This window comes from Bacteriovorax sp. BAL6_X, from assembly GCF_000443995.1.
Taxonomy (GTDB): Bacteria; Bdellovibrionota; Bacteriovoracia; order Bacteriovoracales; family Bacteriovoracaceae; genus Halobacteriovorax_A.
Map to the genome: position 1 here is coordinate 597,822 of NZ_AUMC01000010.1, position 19,299 is coordinate 617,120.

Consider the following 19,299-nt stretch of genomic DNA (forward strand, 5'->3'; position numbering starts at 1 on the left):
TATATAAATGAAGAAAGTATGGTTAGAAAATTACCCTAAGAATGCAGCAGCAGAAATTAACCCTGATCAATATAATAATATTGTTGAAATGATTGATGAGACTTGCGAAAAGTTTTCGACAAGAAAAGCATTTATCAACATGAATGCAAGTATGACTTATCAAGAGGTGAGAGAGAAGTCTGATGCATTTGCTAACTATCTTATTAAAGATTTAAAACTTAAAAAAGGTGATGTCATCATGATTCAGATGCCAAACCTTCTACAATACCCTGTTGCTCTCTTTGGGGCCTTTAAGGCGGGGCTAGTTGTTGTTAATACAAACCCACTTTATACAACGAGAGAAGTAAAAAAAGTTCTTGAAGATAGTGGAGCAAAGGCAATTGTTATCTGTTCAAACTTTGTGGCAAATTTAGAAGAGGCCATTGAAGGAAGTAAGATTGAGCATATTATCACAACTGAAATCGGAGACTTCTTTCCTTTAGTAAAGAGAAAACTTACGAACTTTGTTATTAAACACATCAAAAAAATGATACCTGCTTATAAAGGAACGTACTTAACGCTTAATGAAGCTATCGCTAAAGGAAGGGGGGGGCGTACAGCTTTCCCAACGATTAAAAGAGAAGATACAGCTCTTTTTCAATACACTGGTGGAACGACTGGAAAAACAAAGGCCGCAATTCTTACTCACCGAAATATTATTGCCAATATGTTACAAATGGATGTTTGGATTAATGCTGGCCTAGGTACGGAACAGGCTAATATTCTAGCTCCACTACCAATTTATCACGTCTTCACATTATCAGTTAATATCTTTGGATTCTTTAAGATGGGGATGACAAATGTTCTTGTCACTAATCCGCGCGATCTTAATTCATTAATCAAAGATATTTATACGCATAAGCCTAAAGTTATGATCGTTGTAAATACTCTTCTACAAGCTCTTCTTGCTAATGAGGACTTTAGAAAGCATGACCTAAGCTTTATTGGATTCAGTGTTGCTGGTGGGATGGCCCTTAAACCTGCTGTTAAACAAGAGTGGGAGAAAGTAACTAAGACAAGAGTCATCGAAGGGTATGGCCTAACTGAAGCGTCTCCTGTTGTTAGTTGTAACCCAACAGATGGGACTGATGAAATTGGATCAATTGGGCTTCCTCTTCCTTCTACTGATATTAAAATCATTGATGGAGAAGAAAATGAGTTAGGCTTTAATGAAGAGGGGGAGCTTTGTGTAAAAGGACCTCAGGTAATGAAGGGATACTGGAATCAAGCTGAAGAGACGAGTAAGACTTTTACAAAAGACGGATGGCTTAAGACTGGAGATTACGCAACGATTGATGAAAAAGGATTTCTAAGAATTCTAGATCGTAAAAAAGATATGATTGTTGTTTCAGGCTTTAATGTTTATCCAAATGAGGTCGAAGGTGTTCTTCTTGAGCTTGATGGAGTTCAGGATGTTGCAGCTATAGGAATTGATAGTGAAAGATCAGGGCAGGTTGTTAAGGTTTTTGTTGTTAAGTCAAATACCTCTTTAACTGAAGAAGATATTAAGGCCTATGCAAAGAAAAACTTAGCCGGATACAAAGTTCCAAAACAAATTGCATTTGTCGATGACCTTCCAAAGAATAACGTAGGTAAGGTACTTCGCCGAGAGTTACGTTAAGATGTATTCAAGTTCTAGAAGGTATCGTAAAAATGATTGGTGGGATCTTGTTACCGTCATCGGCCAAGAGTTAGAAAAAGATGACGGCCCACAAACTTATTACTATATCCTTGATGAATTAAAGTGGAGAATGGTTGAGTCTATTTCAGAGGGCTCAACCTTTAAAATCAAGAAGAAAGCAATAGAACTTTATGAGCAGATTCAAGTGAGTCAAAAGAAGTGGACTAAGATTGAACCTGATCTTGCTAAAGAGATTGAGCTTCTTTTGGAGTTCCTGCTCGATCCTCCAACTAAAATTTTAATTTAATTTACCTACATCGAGATATTGAAGACCGATATAATATCAGAAATGTAGGAGGAAAGATGACGAATGTACTTCACCGCGCAGATTCTCGTGGCCATGTCGAACATGGATGGTTAAGGAGTAATCATACTTTCAGCTTTGCCAGTTATTATGATCCGGAAAGAATTCACTTTGGAACACTTAGGGTTATTAATGACGATATTATCGCTCCAGGTGAAGGCTTTAGCACCCACCCTCATCGCAATATGGAGATTATATCGATTCCACTAGAGGGCTCTCTTCACCATCAAGATAGTATAGGAAATGACTTTATTATAAAGAAGGGTGAGGTTCAGGTAATGTCGGCCGGATCCGGAATTTCTCATAGTGAATATAATAACTCTGACAGAGAAGAGGTGCATCTCTTACAAATTTGGGTGCTTCCTAAAGAGCATAATATTAGACCTTCTTATTCTCAAAAATATTATAAGGAATCTAGTCGTAGAGGCGAGTTTCAATTAATTGTCTCTTCTGATGGGCGAGATGATTCTGTCTCAATTAATCAAAATGCCTTCTTTTCATTAGCTAATTTGGAAGAAGGACAAAATCTAACGTATAGAAAGTATCTTAAGTCTAATGGCGTTTATATCTTTATTATAAAAGGTGAGGTTAGGGTTAATGATTTAATTTTATCAAATTGTGATGGGTTAGGAATTGACTCAGATAATAATATTAAGTTGAAATCGCTTAATGACTCAGAGATTCTTGTGATGGAAGTTCCGATGGATGTTGAGAAATATAACTGAAGTCTTCAATCTCTTTGTTGTCACATTGGTCCATAAGTAGAGTGAACCAATGTGAGGGTGAGTTTTATAAAGTTATCGAAGACTATCTACGTCAGTTTATATATTGATTAAAAATAAATAATCATTTTAACTAGAAAGTATATTCACCTTCAAGTCGATATGTCGATTCTTGATTTTCCTTTTTTATATACATGATCCCTAATTTTAAACTATCTTTTAATATTTTTGTTTGAGCTGATAAATATGTCGATTTTTGATTTCCTTTAACCCAAAATCCCGTCTTACCATATAGTGGTGCCTTTAACCCAATTTCAAATGAATGGCGTCCATCTTCTGAGAAAAGAGTCACACTATAGTCAGCAGTTGCCCCTTCTTGCCTGATATAGATAGTATTTTGTATTCCTACGCCATACTCATTTATAATTTGCTTCTTTAGTTCATTTTTGATTGTTCCGCCAATAACGGCCAAGGTAACCTTACCTTCTTCTCTAACATCGGCCTTCATAATTGAGGCATGGGCAGTGACTATTCCTTTCCAATCTACCCCCAAGTAACTCGAGTCTGCATATAGAGATGAGCTGTACATATTTTGGTTGTCGCTAAAATCACCTTCTGTTTGATATTTATCGACTTTTATCTTTCCTGTTCCTACTGTAACACTTAGGTGTGACTTTACATCTGCGTAAACATTTCTCAGAATACCTAAGTCAACTTTTCCAGTCCTAAGTTCAATATCCATACCGAAATAGAAGCTAGTACTATCCTTGATAAATTCCCTATGTTCTAACTTCTTTTGTTCCCTTTGAATTGCAATTCCCGTATTTAGGCTAATGTTATCACCTTGCTTTCTTAGGCTTGCTGCAACTCCTGACGCTTTTAGACCACTTGCTGATTCAGCATAATAACTTTTTGCTCTAATTTCTCCATTTTCATAGTTCATAGAAATTACATCAATATTATCAAATTCAACACCTGGTGCCACGAGATCAAGATCTAATCCGACTGCCTGATTTAGTAGATAGCCGACCTCACTAGGTACACGATCAACTGGCTCGCCATCTGCATTAAAGATACGGTAATTAATTCCAAAATCAGCTAGAGTTGTATCTTGAGCTAAGCCTTGTGCGCTTTGACTCTCATTTATTCTTGTTTCACCGTAGTTGAAATTAATAATTCTATCTTTATTTCCCGGGTCTTGGACTATTACTGTCGCATGACCTACGTTTCTCGTGTTATAGGCGACTACATAGACGTCTTCAACATTTAATTTTTTTAAAATATTTGCTTGAGTTACGGCAATGTCACGACAAACACCAGCTTGAGTATTATTTTTAATCGCATCAAAGATTTCTTCTGTTGTGATAACTCCATCTTTATCTCGTTCAAAATCGTAATGGTCACTCATAATCGAACCGAGAATATGAGCAAGATACATTTTTTGATTAAAGCTTAGGAGAAACTTTGATGATGAATAGATTTTCTCTCTTATAATTTCGGGAGAGCCTATTATTAGGCCGGCAACTACATTGGTAAAGTATATTTCTCCTTCCTCTTTACCAAATTGTGCCACGGACTCTTTAAAGATATCTGACATTGCCATATCGTTAAAATAGGCACAGTTTTCACTTAAACAACCAACAATTGATTTTACAACATTGGTTCTTCTCTTTGTGTCTGCCCAATAAGAATTTGTATTGAACTCATCAGTTTGAATAAGCGGTTTTGTTTTGTATTTCCTTTCTTTAGTTTTAGTAGTGGAGACATTAGCATTGAAACTAAAGTCAGCATGTGTAGTAAAGGTAAATAGTAAACTTAGAAAAATGATTTTCTGCATTAAAATCGCTCCATTTGATAATTCAGTAGATATAAAGCAAGGTGGGTGCCATTAATTTTCTCGTAAATTCATTTAGTTGGCCAAAGGGTTGTGTCGTGATGTTATACGGCCGTATAATATTTATTCATTATTTAACTTCGATAAAGGGCAATGAGCAGTGTGAATTTACTAAGAAAAATAGAAAATCTATATCTTGATAAGTTGATCTATTTTGCCTCTAAAAGAAAGGGGTTTCGGTTAAAGCTAAGAAAATCTCTAGTTTTACTTCGTGATGGACTGGAGAAAGAAGGTATAGAAACGAAAGAAATGTTTGCTACATATGCTAGATATACTCAAGGGCGTGCCTCTAAGAAAGAGATGATAGAGGCCAATAAACAATTTGTTGAAATCGTAAAAGGGCTTGGGGTTGGTGTACTTATATTATTACCTTTTGCTCCCCTTACAATTCCATTTGTTGTTAAGTTAGGTGAAAGACTTGGAATTGATATTATCCCATCTTCATTTAAAAGTAAGGAAGGAGAGGAAGAATAACACGACCTTAATAGAATCAAGGCCGTGTTAATAATCATTTAATTAATACTTTATTCATTTGTGTAATTTGATGAACTAACTCGTTTCCAATATCATTTATCTCTGTAAGTGACTTCTTTAGTGAGTCCTTAAAGATTGAGAGTTGATCGAGAAGACCTGAAAGCTCTCCTGAATTTCTATTAAGCTTCGCTGCTTCGATTTTTCCACTTATGCTTACCATCTCTAGCCCAATTGCTAACTTCTTTACGTCGTTGCAAACTTTTTTAAATTCACTAAATTCCGTTTGAATCTCAACTAAGCTAGTTTTGGCCTCTCTTATTTGTTGTTCTTGTAGTTGTGCCAAAATCTGCATTTCATTTGCTTTTTGAATAGGTGAAGGCTTTGTTTCTTTTTCGAAAAAATTGTAAATTTCTCTTTGAAGTATCGAGTTACATACGAAGAATTGGCAATCTTTTACTTTTTCCTGAACTAATTTACCAGATTCCATAAACTTATTTATTTCATCTTGAATCTCTTTTGCAAGATCATCGTATTGAGTAGAAATTGTTGCCATTGAGGCCGCCTCTTCTCCTATTCTTGCTGCTTGCACTTCAAGATTCATTGGAACTAGAGATGTCTTTTTATACTCTTCAAAAATACCTTCTGACTTTTCTTGTAGAAATGAACCTGACTCTAAGGCCTTTCTTAATAATTTAAGTTCCTCAATTGGCGCTTCTCCTAGTACCTTTTGTCTTGATTCGAGCTCTTGCATTAGCGCCTCAATCATAAAGTGTTCGTAAGACTCAAAGCCCAACTCTGTAACCATTGTTAGAAGAATCTCTTGAGATTGGGATGGGCTAAGCTTTTTTCGACTTTCTAATTGAGTTAGCTCACTATATTTCTCTTTTAAAATCTCAAAGAAGTTGCTACTAGGCTTTAGCCTAACTGATAGGTAACCATCTTCAATAGGTGAAACGAGGGCAAATACCCAGTAATTACTTCCATCCTTAGCTCGATTATTGATATAGGCGCCAATCATTTTATCTTGGGCAATAGTATCCCAAAGTAATGAGAATACCCCGCGAGGCATTTCTGGATGCCTAACAACCTTGTGGGGCCTATCTAGCATCTCCTCCCACTCATATTGACTTACTCGTTGAAATACAGAATTCCCTGACGCGATTACACCTCGTTTATCGGTTCTCGAGAAAAACAGCTCATCAAAATCGAAGTCACTCTCTCTATCCTTCGACATGCATCCTCCCATTTGTGAATTAATTAATAGTTTTTGTTTTGAATGTAGAAATAAGTAAAAACATGACAAATGTCATAAATTATTGATTTTACTTGTTTCTTTATGTTTGGTTGTATCTTAATCCATTAAAAAATATTTACAACTAAATAATTAGTGTATAAATTTCACCACTTATTTTCTTTGTTGTCTGTTCAGGGTAGATAGACATATGAAAAATCATCTACTTATCTTTATTCTGTCATTGAATATGAGTTTTCAGGCGTGTGGCCTAAACCTTGCGGGAGCAAGTGTGTACTTCGACAAGGAAGAACTCTCAAAGGCGATGATTGAGCTTAGTTCTCAAGAGCAGGCGATGCTAGATGATGCTGTTCTTTCAACATTTACTTGTGAGTTTGATGCTTTAGAAGAACTATATCAATTGATCGGTGGAAAGTTAAAAGAAGTTCTCATTTATTTACGAAGTAACTCTAGAATTGATGATACTCAATACCGTCTACTTTTAAGAACAGTAAGGTCTTTTGAGGTATCTAAGAAAGAAAAGCAACTATCACCATTTAATCCAATTGTTAAAAACTTTAAGAAGAAGTCTTTCGTAAACTTTCAAAATGCTCTCCAGAAAGGGGTGTGTTTTAACACTATCGCAATAAATTTATTTAAGGAATTAGGGGAAAAGAGGCCAATAAAGTTTCTTAAGAAAGCTTATCATCAAAACTTAATTGATAAGCGTACCTATTGGATGCTCAAAAGGCTAGTTCAAGAAGATTATCACCTTGAACCTCAAACACTAGCAGAGTATCTAAAAGTACAAAACTTTCTTACAAAGCAGTTTCCTGACCGAATTAATATTCAAAAAACTGACTATATTTCGGGAAGAGCTGAGAAAAGTAAGGTGTCACGTAGAGAAGCCTTACTTGCTAAGTATAACCAATTTCAAATTATCTATCTAAGGGGAATGACTCAGAGGTTGCTTAATCGACTTAATGCGGATGAAGTAATTATCAACGTTATCATTGATGATGAAAGCGTTGAAGAAATTATTTTAGACCCAATGGAGCAGTACCGTTTTGCTGCCAAAATGGTAAGAAAAGAGTTAGGTGATCTTCAGATGATGAATTTATTTGAAGGTATTGATGTTGGGTTTGAAGATATTCTGGCCGCAGCTTTTGAAACAGGTCTTGTTTCAGGAGAGGACCTCAGTACTCTAGCGTTAGTAGATGATGTTTGGAACCCTGAGCTTACAAAGGCCGAAAAAAGAAAAAGATTTATTAGACGATATGGAACGATCTTTGTTGCAGCTATACCAACTACGTTTTACTTGGTGAAAGTTTTATCACTAGTTGGTATTGAAATGTTAACAGAGACAAAGCAGGAGCCACCGCGTGATCATTCAATTTTCTAAGCTTCTTCTCGCTTTACTTTTTTCATCGTCAATCATGGCAGGTTTTAAGGCCCAAGTGATCACTCGTGATGGTGATATGGACTTGGTTAAGAAAGAAGTAGAGCTTGATTTAACAAATACATCATTACTGGAAAACCGCAATTTTAAAATTGTATATGGTAAATCAAATGAAGCAATTAATCTAGGGACTTTAGAAGATGAAGTCGAAAAACTTAGAGCGGCAAGTGTCTTTTATCACCTGACAAAAGCAAAGAGTTATTTCTTAAACGTAGTTAAATCAACATACGTAAAAGAGTTACCACAGCTTGTGGTGCGTTTAAATATAACAAATCAATTTAATTCGATTGGGCATTTTGCACATGACAATTTATCTCCTGAATATAATAACGCACTTTCGATTCCACCAGGTAAGGGAAGGGCGAGATTTGGAATTAAGCCTTGGAATTACGAAATTTGGTTTCGTCCTGCCAAGGAAATAGATCTTCCTAAGGAAGGCCTAAAGAATGACTTTGAGCAAACTGCCGCTATTTTTAAAGAGTTTAGAAACCAGTCGCGATTAGCAAGCTTTCAACAGTTTGTTAGTGATTTATTCTTACTTACCGGAGATGCTTTAAAAGAAAGCGGGCTTAGCATACTTGGCTCAACTGCTATAATCGAGGCATCGTTCTTTGCTATGAAAAAACTCTATGGTCTGCTTCAAGGGAAAAAGTTTTTTTTAGACACAAGTTTTATTCCGGAAGTTGTTTACCACGAGTTTGCTCATGTTGCTCTAAGCGATCATTTAGGGCTTAGCCACTCTTCGCCAGTTAATGAAGGAATGGCCGATTTCTTTGCGGCTTCAATCGCAGATAGTGCCACAATTGCTGATAATGTAAAAGACTATGCAAAAAGAGTTCGTGAAAAGGACGCCTTTCGTGATGAAATCTATAATGCTAGTTTTGAAACTAATGCTTATGCCAATATTGATTTTGTTCTTGGGGTTTTGTGGCAAGTTCGAGAGCTTGATAAGGAATCAAGCCATGGGCTAATTTATGATGTTCGCAAGAATATTACAAGTAGCTCAAATATTAGAGGAGAATTATTGAGGTCCATTTTTAAGGAGTGTCGAAGAAGTTGTAAGTCACCCTTGAGAGATCGCATAAATCTTCAAAATGCCTATCATGAGATGGGTTTATAAAAGAATTAAGTCTTTATGAAATTGACAAAATATATTTAGATAGGGTAGATACCCATATCTGTTACTAATAGGGAGATGTTCATGTTAAGAAAATTAGCTGCTATGGCACTTGTATGCTTTTCGTTCTCAGCTCTTGCAAATGTTGAAGCTAAAATCGCGCCAATTTTTGAAGAAGTTGAATTTAAATTATCTGTAGAGTGGGATCAAAAAGATCAAAACTTCTACAATGAAACTGTAAAATCATTTGAAAAACAACTGGGTGATCTAGCTCAAGAAGGTATTACGCCATCTGAGGTTTTAAATTACCTACAAGCAAATATCAAAGATAAGAAAGTTGCATCAGAGCTTTCTAACCTTGTTGGATCAATTGACGTAGAGAATATGACTCTTGAAGAATCTAAGTCACTAATTCAAGATTATGTTGATGGTATGAAGAACACTGGTGCTAACTATTCTGGTTACTACAGTTACGACTACGGTTTATACTTTGTTGTATTCGGTGGTGTTGCATTCTATTACTACTGGTATGCATTTCACTACACTTACTACTATGATTGCTATCGTGATTACTGGGGTAGTTACTACTGCTATTAAGATTAAATTAATAAGGCCTCCTTTCGGAGGCTTTTTCATTTTTAAATTCTTCCAAATAAATAATCTCTAAGTAAAGTTGTCCAGTATATTGCCGATAATGCCCTAATCATTTTAAGGGTTCTAGTATGGTTTTAAATATAAGATCAAAGGTTGTGGGTTACGAAACTTCGACTCCAAGTGGAAGTGATCGTGTTTTTAATTTTATCAAGTTTGAGAATGGAACTGTAATAGAGAATGTTATTACATCAGTTTCAATCGCTGAAAATTTCGATAAGGATGAAGAGGTTGAATTGGCTTACTTTAAGGTGGGGAAGTTCTTCTATATTTCAATGGCAAGAATTGGAAAAGAGGTGCTGACAGCAACGACGACTAGAGCAATCATCTTTAGTATGATCGTAAACTTTATTCCTATTTTTCTATGCTTTGGAACAATTCTCTTTATTGGTGCCTTTGTGATAATTGCTTATTTCTTAAATGATTTTGCAATGGCCATGTCCTATGGGGCAGTGATAGGAATACTTCCAGGGGCATATTATCTGACAAAGTTTATAAAATTCTTTTTAGAGCTTAAGCAGTGTAAATCACTTATAAAGTAGGGCATTATAAATTGCTTATTAATCATTTCAAACATACAATATTTACATGCAAAATAAATTTAACGTAACGTACGTATTCTTCGGTTGTATCTTTCTTTTAGTCTGTTACCTTGTTTGGATGATGGCCAAGCAAATGATTGCTCCAATCATTTTTGGCTTTGTCTTAGCAGGTGTTTTTAATCCACTAAATAATCGCTTTATTGAGAAGTATAAACTTTCTGATAATTTAGCGGCTACAGTTACAAGTTGTCTTATTATTCTATTGGTTCTTATTCCTCTCATCTTCCTATCAATCGCTCTTAGTAAGGAAGCCTTAAGTCTTTATCAAACAATAATGAAGGCAATGTCTCACCATGAGGTAAATGATTTCTTATTTGGAGATGGTCCCGTTGCTGTTCTTATTAAAAGTGTTTCCGATATCACAGGTGTTGATATTGATATGGAGCAAGTTAAGACAACAGTATTTGGAACTCTAAAAGGAATCTCTGGAACGGTTATTTCTAGTATTAACTCGATCGTTGGAAATATTATTACTTTTATTTTTGATCTTGCGATAATGATGATTGTGGTCTTTGGTATTTTTGTTGAAGGAAAAAGACTCAAAACATATATTTTCGATCTTTCACCACTACCATCAGATCAAGAACAAAAGATTCTCGATAAATTTAACCAAATGAATTACGTGACTCTTGTTTGTAATGGAGTTGGAGGGGTAATTCAAGGCGTACTTGGAGGACTTGCTCTTTGGGCCGCAGGTATTGAGTCTGTTGTGCTTTGGACAGTTCTGATGATATTCCTAGCATTTGTTCCACTTGTTGGGATTTCAATTGTAACAATCCCTGCAAGTCTTTATCTGGTTCTGACAGGTAGTCCTGCTTCAGGAGTGGCGCTATTTATTTTTACAGCACTTGTTGGCCTGATTGTTGAAAATTGGTTCAAACCAAAGTTTATTGGTAACCGTATTCAAATTAATTCAACTTTTGTCTTACTTGCAATTATTGGAGGGATGGGAGTATTTGGAATGGGTGGAATCTTCTATGGCCCAATTATAGGAATTCTCTTTTTAACAATTGTTGAAATTTATCATGATCAATATAACGTCGTATCATAGGCGAAAGGAAGTGAAGAGCAGTGGAAGTCTTTAAGCTCATTTATTCTGTTTTAGGAGGTCTTGGAATTTTCTTCTATGGAATGAAGAATATGTCCGAGGCCTTACAGTCTGTTGCCGGTGATGTTGTAAAAAATACGATTAACAAAATTACAACAAATCGCTTCTCAGCTATCATCGTTGGAACTCTTGTCACGATCTTTGTTCAAAGCTCATCTGTCACATCTGTGATGACGGTAGGTTTTGTTAATGCTGGACTCATGAACTTAAGTCAAGCAATCGGAGTCATTCTAGGTGCAAATATTGGAACAACTGTTACCGGGTGGATTATTTCAATAAAGGTAGGGAAGTATGGCCTACTATTTATTGGACTAGGAATCTTTCCTCTCTTATTTGCTAAAACTAATCGCTATCGTCAAATTGGGCGTATCTTATTTTCTGTTGGGATGATCTTCTTTGGCCTAAGTATTATGTCTAATGCATTCAAACCTCTAAGAACGATGCCTGAATTCTTAAGTATGATTTCATACTTTTCTGAACAAAACTACGGCGCATACTTTGCTTGTATCATCGTTGGTTGTATTTTGACTGTTGTTATTCAATCTTCTTCGGCCATGCTAGGGATTACCATTGCTCTTGCTAGTTCAGGAGTGATTCAATTTCATACGGCGGCAGCACTCGTATTAGGTGAGAATATTGGAACAACGATTACGGCCCTTCTTGCTAGCGTTGGGGCAAATATAACGGCCAAAAGGGCCGCTCGTGCTCACGCTATATTCAATCTTCTGGGTGTACTTATAATCTTCTTATTCTTTCCATTCTATGTTGAGTTTATCGATTATCTTGTTCCCGGAGCTGCTAATGCTGTGAACGCGGAAGGTGACTTTGTGAATGTTGCTGTTCATATTGCCTCTGGACATACGATTTTTAATGTTGCAGCAACCGTTATTTTTATTCCATTTCTCAATCAATTAGCAAACTTTGTCACAAAGATCACACCTGCGACAGGAGAAAAAGAACAGCATCATCTTGTGATGCTTGGAGATCCAAGTCAAATGGTGACGGCCGCAGCACTTGCTCAGGCACAGGCCGAAGTTAATAAAATGAAAGATATCGTTTCTAGACTTTACGCTCTTGCCGAAGAGATTTACATAAAACAAAACTTTAAGGATCAAGAACGAATTTCTCTTAAGGCCAAGGACTACGAGAGGATTACTGATAATATTCAAAAAGAAGTTACGATCTTCATTGTTAAACTTATGGTTAATCCTTTAAGTGAAGACGAATCTCGTCGCGCTCAATCGATGATTAAAGAAGTTGATGAACTAGAGAGTATTGCTGATTATATTGAAAGACTTATTGCATATAGTGCTCGTGGTGATATCTCTAAGCTTATTCGTGATGAAGCAAAGAAAGATTTTGATGCTCTGTTTGTTAATGTTAAGGCCTTCTATGATTCAGTCTCAAATCAAATATTACTGGATCGAGTGGACTATAGCGTTGCAGAACGAAAGTCAAAGGAATTACGGGATCAGGCAGAGCAGATAAGAAAGAAGCATTTAGATCGTGTTTCAAGTGGCGAATACGATGCTTTGGGTGCTCTTACATATTCTGATATGATAGTAGCTCTTAGAAAAATTAGAAGTCACACAGAGAATGCGGCACAGGCCCATGTTTAGTGAGTTAAATCTTCGTCAAGTTTAGATTTATTTTTACCTTTAGTGGTTGTTATACTTTATGTGTTACTAGGAGAAAAATATGAATCAAAAATATGAACCACCAAAAGTATGGACATTTAAAGAAGGCAATGGGGGAGAGTTTGCAAGTATCAATCGCCCAACTGCAGGAGCACGCTTTGAAAAGAAGCTTCCACAAGGAGAGCATCCTTTTCAATTATACTCGTTAGGAACGCCTAATGGAGTTAAGGTTACGATTATGCTCGAAGAATTATTAGAGCTTGGAATTAAAGAAGCTGAGTACGATGCTTATTTAATTAATATTGGGGAAGCGGACCAGTTTGGTTCTGATTTTGTTGCTATCAATCCAAACTCTAAGATACCTGCTTTACTTGATAAAAATGACGGAAATCCGATTCGTGTTTTTGAATCAGCTTCAATTCTTGTTTACTTGGCGGAGAAATTTGGTCACTTCTTACCAAAGAATCCAGCTAAGAGAGCAGAAGTTTTTAATTGGCTATTTTGGCAAATGGGAAGCGCTCCATATTTAGGAGGAGGCTTTGGTCATTTCTATGCGTATGCACCTGAAAAATTTGAATACCCAATAGACCGCTTTGCGATGGAGACAAAGAGACAGCTTGATGTACTTGATAAACAATTATCAAATCATAAGTATATCGCAGGGGATGAATACTCGATTGCAGATATGGCAATTTTTCCGTGGTATGGCGCACTTGTAAAAGGCAAGCTCTATGATGCGGCAGAATTCTTATCTGTACATGAATATAAGAATATTATACGTTGGGCAGATGAATTAATTAAGAGACCAGCTGTACTTAGAGGTAGATTAGTCAATCGTACTTGGGGTGATGAAGATCAACAAATCCTTGAGCGCCATAGTCAAAGTGACTTTGACGCTAAGGATATTACATATCGTTAAAATTTATAACCAAAACCAAGGCCTAGTCGATTTACTGTTAAGTCGGTTGGGCCATCCATAAAGTGCATTTTAAAGATAACGTGAGCAAAGATCTTCTTTGTAATATCACCCATAACATAGGCCATGGCCTTACCACCAGTAAACTCTTGCTTATCACTTGTATTTGCATAACCAATATCACGGCTTGAAAGCACTGAGTGAGAGTAGCTAAACTTTGCTAAGAAGTTTCTACGATATAACTTAAAATTCTTTTGAACTCCTACCGTTAGGAAAAAAATTTGATTCTTATCAAATGTCACTTGGTCAGCGTCTGTTAGGCCATCGAAGTTGAAAGTATTAAAACGTTCAAAATCAAGTCCACCATAGGATTCAAGTCCATAATCAGCGAATTTATAAGTTCCATATAAGTTAAATCCAATCTCCGGGTCTACGGAAACATTATCAAGGTACTTATTTGCAGAGGCCGTGTTAAGTTGAGAGTAGTAAAGACTGGCCTGTGCACCATACTTTGCATTAATTTGATAATTTGTCGTTAGACCTAGAGAAACAGAAGAGTTTTGTTTAAACTCGACTGAGCCTGGTGCACTTTTTTGGTTAAACTCCCCAAGAGAAGTCATATAGAAAACAGAAAAGCTTAAAGGCTTCGTGTTCTTTTGTGTTTGAGCTACTTGCTCCTTTGCCTTAACAACGCCAAATAGGGCCTTTATTTGCTCATCAGATAAGTTTAGAATTTTCATAAACTTATTAATATCGATAAGCTCAATATCAACATAGAGTCTAAAGTTCTTTTTCTTTAAACTGGCCCAGTCCTTAATATGACCATTTTCACGTCTGGTCTTCTTGGTCATCGCATCTTCTTCAGTATAGCTATAAGAATCCACTAAAATCTGCTCATAGATTGTTTCAAGGTTCTCACTATTTACCGATTGATAGGAAAGTCTAAGATAGTTCATCTTGGAGTTTCTTTTTGATTCGTCGAAATCTATTGAGTCTGCGTAAAGATAATTAAATGATAAAAAGAAAAGGCAAGTTAGTTTTAATAATTTTTGTTTCATTTCTACTCTCTTTTATTTACTTTGGTTAAATTATTTTAATTTAAAACCTTCCTTCTTAAAATAGAGCGATTTCTGCAGTCAATAAAAAGATAACTGATATAAAAGTTCGATTTTTCTAAAATTTTTTTACCCATGGTAAATTTTTGTTTAAATAAGTAAAAAGTATTTACCGATAGAAATTATGTTGATTTTATAAGGTGAGGGAAATGAAAAGTATTCTATTGTTGTCGGTTATTCTTTTAATGACTAGTTGTTTGAAAGAGTCTGAAGTTACATTTAATTTTGGATTTGAAGTAGTGGGCCTTGAAGTTATCTTAAGTGATAGTAGTTCAGGTTCAACAACACATTCAAATACTAATAGTATTGATATGACAAAGAGTGGTGGTGATGACCTAACTCAATATTGTATCAGTGAGACACAAACAATAGCACCTGCTGATACAAATGCTGGCTCATGTGGAGGAGGAAATTGGGTAACAGGTTTTCCTGCTTCATTTGCTTTATCAGGCGGTGATGGTCTAAAGACTGTTTATATTTTTGGAGCCGATAGCTCTAATGCTATTTCTTCTGAGACAGTCACAAAAACAATTACTCTTGATACAACAGACCCTACTGCTGTGTCGGCCCTGACTTTGGGAACAGTACCGGCCAGCTTATCAACAACTCCTACTATTACATGGACGACAGACTCAACTGATAACCTTGTTCTTGTTGGTTACCAGGTAAGAGTCGTTAAAGATTCTGACTCTTCAGTTGAGCAGGATTGGACTACTTTTACAAAGGGAGACTCTGTAAGTGGCCTGACATTAGATGGTGCTGAAGATTATCGAATCGAAATTCGCGCCATTGATGAAGCCGGAAACACAAGTGTTGTGGTATCGGATACGTATACAACTTTAAATGTAGCAGGAGGTTTAACTCTTGGTGCAACAGAATTCTCACTACTCTATCAGCCAGGTGGAGCGGGCCCAGGGGAGACTCAGTCGATCACTCTAACTAATTCTGGTGGTATTTCAACTGGATTACTTCAGGCGCCTCTTATTTATGGGAGTTCATCTAATTTTCAAATGACAAATGATACATGTACGGGAACTAGTTTAAACCCTGGTGAAACTTGTACAATCGATATGACAATTAATGCAGCAGCTGATGGATACTATTTTGCAAATATTTATATCACAGATGGGACGATCGTATCTTCCGAACATCGAGTGCAAGGGATGGCCACAGGATACAGTCCTGGGAACTTATATTATTTTGGTTCATGGGATGTTGGTGCACCAATTGATGTTTATGATCCACAAAAGTTTCAATCTCTTTACCCAAATGATCTTAATAAAGTTCTTGGAAATCTTACTTGGTCAAAAATAGTTGCTGGAGATCAGCACTCTTGTGGAATTACAACTGAGTCAAAACTCTACTGTTGGGGTGAAGGATGGTACGGTGAAATTGGTTATGGAGTCGATGAGCCTAAGTATATTCCTCATATCGTTGATGGTGAGAAAACGTGGAAGGATGTCTCTACTGGTTATCGTCTAACATGCGCAATTGATGGCAGTGATGATCTCTATTGTTGGGGAGATAATTCTTATTATCGATTTGGAGATGGAACAGCTACTGATTCATTTGTTCCAAAGCTTGTTCCGGGAGGAATGAAGTGGAAGTCGATTTCTGCTCGTAATTATCACGTTTGCGCTATTAACTCCCTTGATGATCTTTATTGTTGGGGAAGAAATAATTATGGTCAAATCGGAATGGGAGATAACACTACAACAATTACTGCTCCAACTTTAATTAATTCGGGAACGAAGTGGAAAAATGTTGCTGTCGGTGAATATACGACATGTGCTTTAACACTCGCGGGAGTTGGGTATTGTTGGGGAATGGGAGCTAACCATGTTATAGGGGATGGTCTAAGTGCTGACACATATTCACCTAGTCCTGTTAGCGGTGGCCTAATATTTGATAAAATCGAAGTTCATTGGTTTCATGCCTGTGGACTAACAAATACAAGTGATATTTATTGTTGGGGAACGGACTTTAGTGGGGAAGGAAATTTAGGGGATGGCCTAGGGACAACTTCTAATGTCCCTGTACAAGTTACTGGTACTCAAACTTGGGTTGATATTTCGGTGAGAGGAAGACACTCGTGTGGTATCGACAATTTAAATCAAATGTACTGCTGGGGTGAAGGTGAAGAGGGAGAGATTGGAGACGGTGATATTCAAAATCGCCTGACACCAACTCTTGTTATTGGTGGCCATAATTGGGCATCCGCTTCAGCTTCTGACTATTTAAGTTGTGGTGTTACAACAGGTGGTGATGGCTACTGTTGGGGGCAGTATTGGAACTGGGGACAGGCCGGTACAGGTATGGGGAATGCTGGACTTTTTATGCCTAAGAAAGTTCCATTGGCAAAAACATGGAAATCGATGGCCGCAGGGTATATGCTCCATTGTGGTATTGACGACTCTGATGATGCTTATTGTATGGGACGAGATCAATATGGTGAACTAGGTAATGGTGCAGCTGACACGGCCACATATTCACACCCATCGACAATAGTTACAGGTGGCCATAAGTGGGCGTCTCTTAGTGCTAATTATGACTCTGTGTGTGGGGTAACAACTTCTAATGTTGGTTACTGTTGGGGACGAAATAATTACGGGCAAATTGGAAGTGGTGATACAACAGCGTCCTTTCATGATCCTAATTTAATTGTAGGTGGTCATAGTTGGAGTAAGATCTCTGTTGGTTACTATCATACTTGTGGAATACGCACAGATGGCGCTGCATACTGCTGGGGAACGAACCGCTATGGTGGAATAGGAAATGGCGTGGCGACAGGAAATACGACAACTCTTACGACAACACCAACTGCAGTTAATGGAGGCCTTACTTTTACAGATATTGGAACTGGTGACCACTTTGCTTGTGGATTAGCAACAGATAATAAAATCTACTGCTGGGGTTATGATAACCGAGGACAGCTAGGGAATGATACATCTTACGTTAGCTCTTCTACTCCAGTTGAAGTTGTCGGAGGTGGTGTTTGGACAACGCTATCTGTTGGTGAATCTCACGCTTGTGCTCTTCAGGCCAGTGGAGATGGTTACTGTTGGGGAAGTGGTAATAACGGAGCTCTTGGACAAGGGGATTATACAAATCAACCTGAACCAGCAATTATAACTGGCCGTTCTTGGAGTAAACTCGTTTCTGGAATGTGGCACACTTGCGGAATTGAAAATGTAACAGGTGATATGTACTGCTTTGGTTATGGTGAAGGTGGTGAGATTGGAAACTTTCCAGATACTTTTTGGGGCTCAGTTGAAACATTATTACTCTATGACCGAGGGATTAAGTTTTCAGAGATCTTCTTAGGAGGGTCAGCGACATTTGGTATCGCTGCCCCTTAGAAAGATAAAGTGATTAATTAGAACTGATAATTAAATTCGATTCTGTGGTCACCATCAGCAATATCTACTAGGTTACTCCAATTCGCAAAATAGCGAAGGTTGAAGCGTGGAGTAAACTGGTAGCTTGCTGCAAATTCGTGAAGAAGGATATTGTCTTTTCCACCATATCCAGACGTCTCGTAAAGGTCTGAGCCAGCAAGTGCCGCTGCCCATATAGGGTTGTAATTAAGCCAGATCTTATCTGTAATCGTAAATTTTCCATAGAAGCCAACGACACTATTGAATCCAATAACAGAGAAACCACTATCAATTGAGCTATCATCTTCTACTGTGTTCTTTCCAAACTCTACTCCTATACCTGCCAAAGGATAGAGATTAACAATCCAAAATTTTGGAAGTGCCTGAAGGATTGAATAGGAAGCATTCCCTGTTCTTTCTGCTAGAAACGATTCTTTGAGACTATAATTGATATCTAGTTGAGAACCTCTTCCGGATTTAATATTAGCGCTGAAATTTCTAAAGCGAAAACTATCCATACGATTCGACTTCTTTGAAGGACGATCCCATCCAAGGTCGTCACCAAGGAGGCCCTTTAACTCGATTAGATTCATGGCCGCAACATCTTTGATTCCCGTACTGTAAGAAATGCCAATCTTTACGTTTAGCCCTTTGTTCGTTGCTCCAATACCGGCCTGCGTGTAGACGGCAAGTGGGTCTGACATGTCCAGTACTTCCTTTGCTTCTACAGTTGAGTTTAATAGAAATAAAGTAATCGCTAATGATAAAAGTTGTTTCATATTCCTCCCTTTTTATAAATAATAAGTGATATTTACGAGATAAAATAGGATGCCAAATTATTCTTTAATAAATTTTAATATTCTTAAGTTTTTATCCCTGAGCTCAAAAGGTAATTTTTGTAGAATTAAACTTTACATGTACTTGGAGCCATTATCGAAGCCTTTAGCGAAAAATTATTAGATATAGTTGAGC

Annotated in this window: 16 protein-coding genes; 12 read left to right on the forward strand and 4 right to left on the reverse strand. The window is 37.0% G+C overall.

All coding sequences use genetic code 11. The annotated features are described in order from the left end of the window. Positions 1-7: 7 nt before the first annotated feature. The 3 genes from M902_RS13555 to M902_RS13565 are packed head-to-tail and all read left to right on the forward strand — an operon-like array spanning position 8 to position 2,749. Positions 8-1,660 (forward strand): long-chain-fatty-acid--CoA ligase, encoded by a 1,653-nt coding sequence (locus M902_RS13555; RefSeq protein ID WP_021267921.1) that lies wholly within the window; start codon positions 8-10, stop codon positions 1,658-1,660. A 1-nt stretch (position 1,661) separates the two neighbouring features. Next, on the forward strand, positions 1,662-1,967 hold the full coding sequence (locus M902_RS13560) for a hypothetical protein (RefSeq protein WP_021268039.1): 306 nt from the start codon (positions 1,662-1,664) through the stop codon (positions 1,965-1,967). A gap of 56 nt (positions 1,968-2,023) precedes the next feature. Next, positions 2,024-2,749 (forward strand): pirin family protein, encoded by a 726-nt coding sequence (locus M902_RS13565; RefSeq protein ID WP_021268177.1) that lies wholly within the window; start codon positions 2,024-2,026, stop codon positions 2,747-2,749. A 130-nt stretch (positions 2,750-2,879) separates the two neighbouring features. Here the strand turns inward: M902_RS13565 and M902_RS13570 are convergent, their stop codons facing one another. Continuing rightward, positions 2,880-4,583 (reverse strand): transglutaminase-like domain-containing protein, encoded by a 1,704-nt coding sequence (locus tag M902_RS13570; RefSeq protein ID WP_021267788.1) that lies wholly within the window; start codon positions 4,581-4,583, stop codon positions 2,880-2,882. A 159-nt stretch (positions 4,584-4,742) separates the two neighbouring features. Between M902_RS13570 and M902_RS13575 the strand changes: the two genes are divergently transcribed. Continuing rightward, positions 4,743-5,114 (forward strand): hypothetical protein, encoded by a 372-nt coding sequence (locus M902_RS13575; RefSeq protein ID WP_021267950.1) that lies wholly within the window; start codon positions 4,743-4,745, stop codon positions 5,112-5,114. A 34-nt stretch (positions 5,115-5,148) separates the two neighbouring features. On the opposite strand, the gene M902_RS13580 is transcribed toward M902_RS13575, so the two are convergent. Beyond that, positions 5,149-6,348, reverse strand: coding sequence for a PAS domain-containing protein (locus M902_RS13580; RefSeq protein WP_021268740.1), 1,200 nt, complete (start codon positions 6,346-6,348; stop codon positions 5,149-5,151). A 208-nt stretch (positions 6,349-6,556) separates the two neighbouring features. On the opposite strand from M902_RS13580, the gene M902_RS13585 reads away from it, so the two are divergent. The 7 genes from M902_RS13585 (at position 6,557) to yghU (ending at position 13,838) form a co-directional block, all read left to right on the forward strand. After that, positions 6,557-7,747 carry a hypothetical protein gene (locus tag M902_RS13585; RefSeq protein ID WP_021268474.1) on the forward strand — a complete coding sequence of 397 codons (1,191 nt, stop codon included), beginning with the start codon at positions 6,557-6,559 and terminating at the stop codon, positions 7,745-7,747. Further along, positions 7,728-8,924, forward strand: coding sequence for a hypothetical protein (locus tag M902_RS13590; protein ID WP_021267878.1), 1,197 nt, complete (start codon positions 7,728-7,730; stop codon positions 8,922-8,924). The genes M902_RS13585 and M902_RS13590 overlap by 20 nt, the downstream gene beginning before the upstream one ends. A gap of 81 nt (positions 8,925-9,005) precedes the next feature. Beyond that, positions 9,006-9,518 (forward strand): hypothetical protein, encoded by a 513-nt coding sequence (locus M902_RS13595; protein ID WP_021268744.1) that lies wholly within the window; start codon positions 9,006-9,008, stop codon positions 9,516-9,518. A 125-nt stretch (positions 9,519-9,643) separates the two neighbouring features. Next, positions 9,644-10,114: a hypothetical protein gene (locus M902_RS13600; RefSeq protein ID WP_021268124.1), complete on the forward strand. Its 471-nt coding sequence runs from the start codon at positions 9,644-9,646 to the stop codon at positions 10,112-10,114. 46 nt (positions 10,115-10,160) lie between these two features. Continuing rightward, positions 10,161-11,225 carry an AI-2E family transporter gene (locus tag M902_RS13605; RefSeq protein WP_021267755.1) on the forward strand — a complete coding sequence of 355 codons (1,065 nt, stop codon included), beginning with the start codon at positions 10,161-10,163 and terminating at the stop codon, positions 11,223-11,225. Positions 11,226-11,245: 20 nt separating this feature from the next. After that, a complete protein-coding gene (locus M902_RS13610) occupies positions 11,246-12,901 on the forward strand; it encodes a Na/Pi cotransporter family protein (protein WP_021268352.1) in 1,656 nt (551 codons plus the stop codon). A 79-nt stretch (positions 12,902-12,980) separates the two neighbouring features. Beyond that, positions 12,981-13,838, forward strand: a complete 858-nt coding sequence (gene yghU / locus M902_RS13615; RefSeq protein WP_021268579.1) for a glutathione-dependent disulfide-bond oxidoreductase — start codon at positions 12,981-12,983, stop codon at positions 13,836-13,838. Here the strand turns inward: yghU and M902_RS13620 are convergent. After that, positions 13,835-14,893, reverse strand: a complete 1,059-nt coding sequence (locus M902_RS13620; RefSeq protein ID WP_021268021.1) for a hypothetical protein — start codon at positions 14,891-14,893, stop codon at positions 13,835-13,837. The two genes, yghU and M902_RS13620, sit on opposite strands and share 4 nt — an antisense overlap. Positions 14,894-15,099: 206 nt before the next feature. On the opposite strand from M902_RS13620, the gene M902_RS13625 reads away from it, so the two are divergent. Then, on the forward strand, positions 15,100-18,309 hold the full coding sequence (locus M902_RS13625; protein ID WP_021268486.1) for a chromosome condensation regulator RCC1 repeat protein: 3,210 nt from the start codon (positions 15,100-15,102) through the stop codon (positions 18,307-18,309). Positions 18,310-18,326: 17 nt separating this feature from the next. On the opposite strand, the gene M902_RS13630 is transcribed toward M902_RS13625, so the two are convergent. Continuing rightward, complete coding sequence (locus tag M902_RS13630; RefSeq protein WP_021268721.1) at positions 18,327-19,106, reverse strand: hypothetical protein; 780 nt, start codon at positions 19,104-19,106, stop codon at positions 18,327-18,329. Positions 19,107-19,299 lie beyond the last annotated feature (193 nt).

Coding starts and splice junctions, on each gene's coding strand:
- M902_RS13555 (WP_021267921.1), top strand. CDS start 8: ATGAAGAAAGTATGGTTAGAAAATTACCCTAAGAATGCAGCAGCAGAA.
- M902_RS13560 (WP_021268039.1), top strand. CDS start 1,662: ATGTATTCAAGTTCTAGAAGGTATCGTAAAAATGATTGGTGGGATCTT.
- M902_RS13585 (WP_021268474.1), top strand. CDS start 6,557: ATGAAAAATCATCTACTTATCTTTATTCTGTCATTGAATATGAGTTTT.
- M902_RS13605 (WP_021267755.1), top strand. CDS start 10,161: ATGCAAAATAAATTTAACGTAACGTACGTATTCTTCGGTTGTATCTTT.
- M902_RS13580 (WP_021268740.1), bottom strand. CDS start 6,348: ATGTCGAAGGATAGAGAGAGTGACTTCGATTTTGATGAGCTGTTTTTC.
- M902_RS13625 (WP_021268486.1), top strand. CDS start 15,100: ATGAAAAGTATTCTATTGTTGTCGGTTATTCTTTTAATGACTAGTTGT.
- M902_RS13620 (WP_021268021.1), bottom strand. CDS start 14,893: ATGAAACAAAAATTATTAAAACTAACTTGCCTTTTCTTTTTATCATTT.
- M902_RS13570 (WP_021267788.1), bottom strand. CDS start 4,583: ATGCAGAAAATCATTTTTCTAAGTTTACTATTTACCTTTACTACACAT.
- M902_RS13600 (WP_021268124.1), top strand. CDS start 9,644: ATGGTTTTAAATATAAGATCAAAGGTTGTGGGTTACGAAACTTCGACT.
- yghU (WP_021268579.1), top strand. CDS start 12,981: ATGAATCAAAAATATGAACCACCAAAAGTATGGACATTTAAAGAAGGC.
- M902_RS13565 (WP_021268177.1), top strand. CDS start 2,024: ATGACGAATGTACTTCACCGCGCAGATTCTCGTGGCCATGTCGAACAT.
- M902_RS13630 (WP_021268721.1), bottom strand. CDS start 19,106: ATGAAACAACTTTTATCATTAGCGATTACTTTATTTCTATTAAACTCA.
- M902_RS13595 (WP_021268744.1), top strand. CDS start 9,006: ATGTTAAGAAAATTAGCTGCTATGGCACTTGTATGCTTTTCGTTCTCA.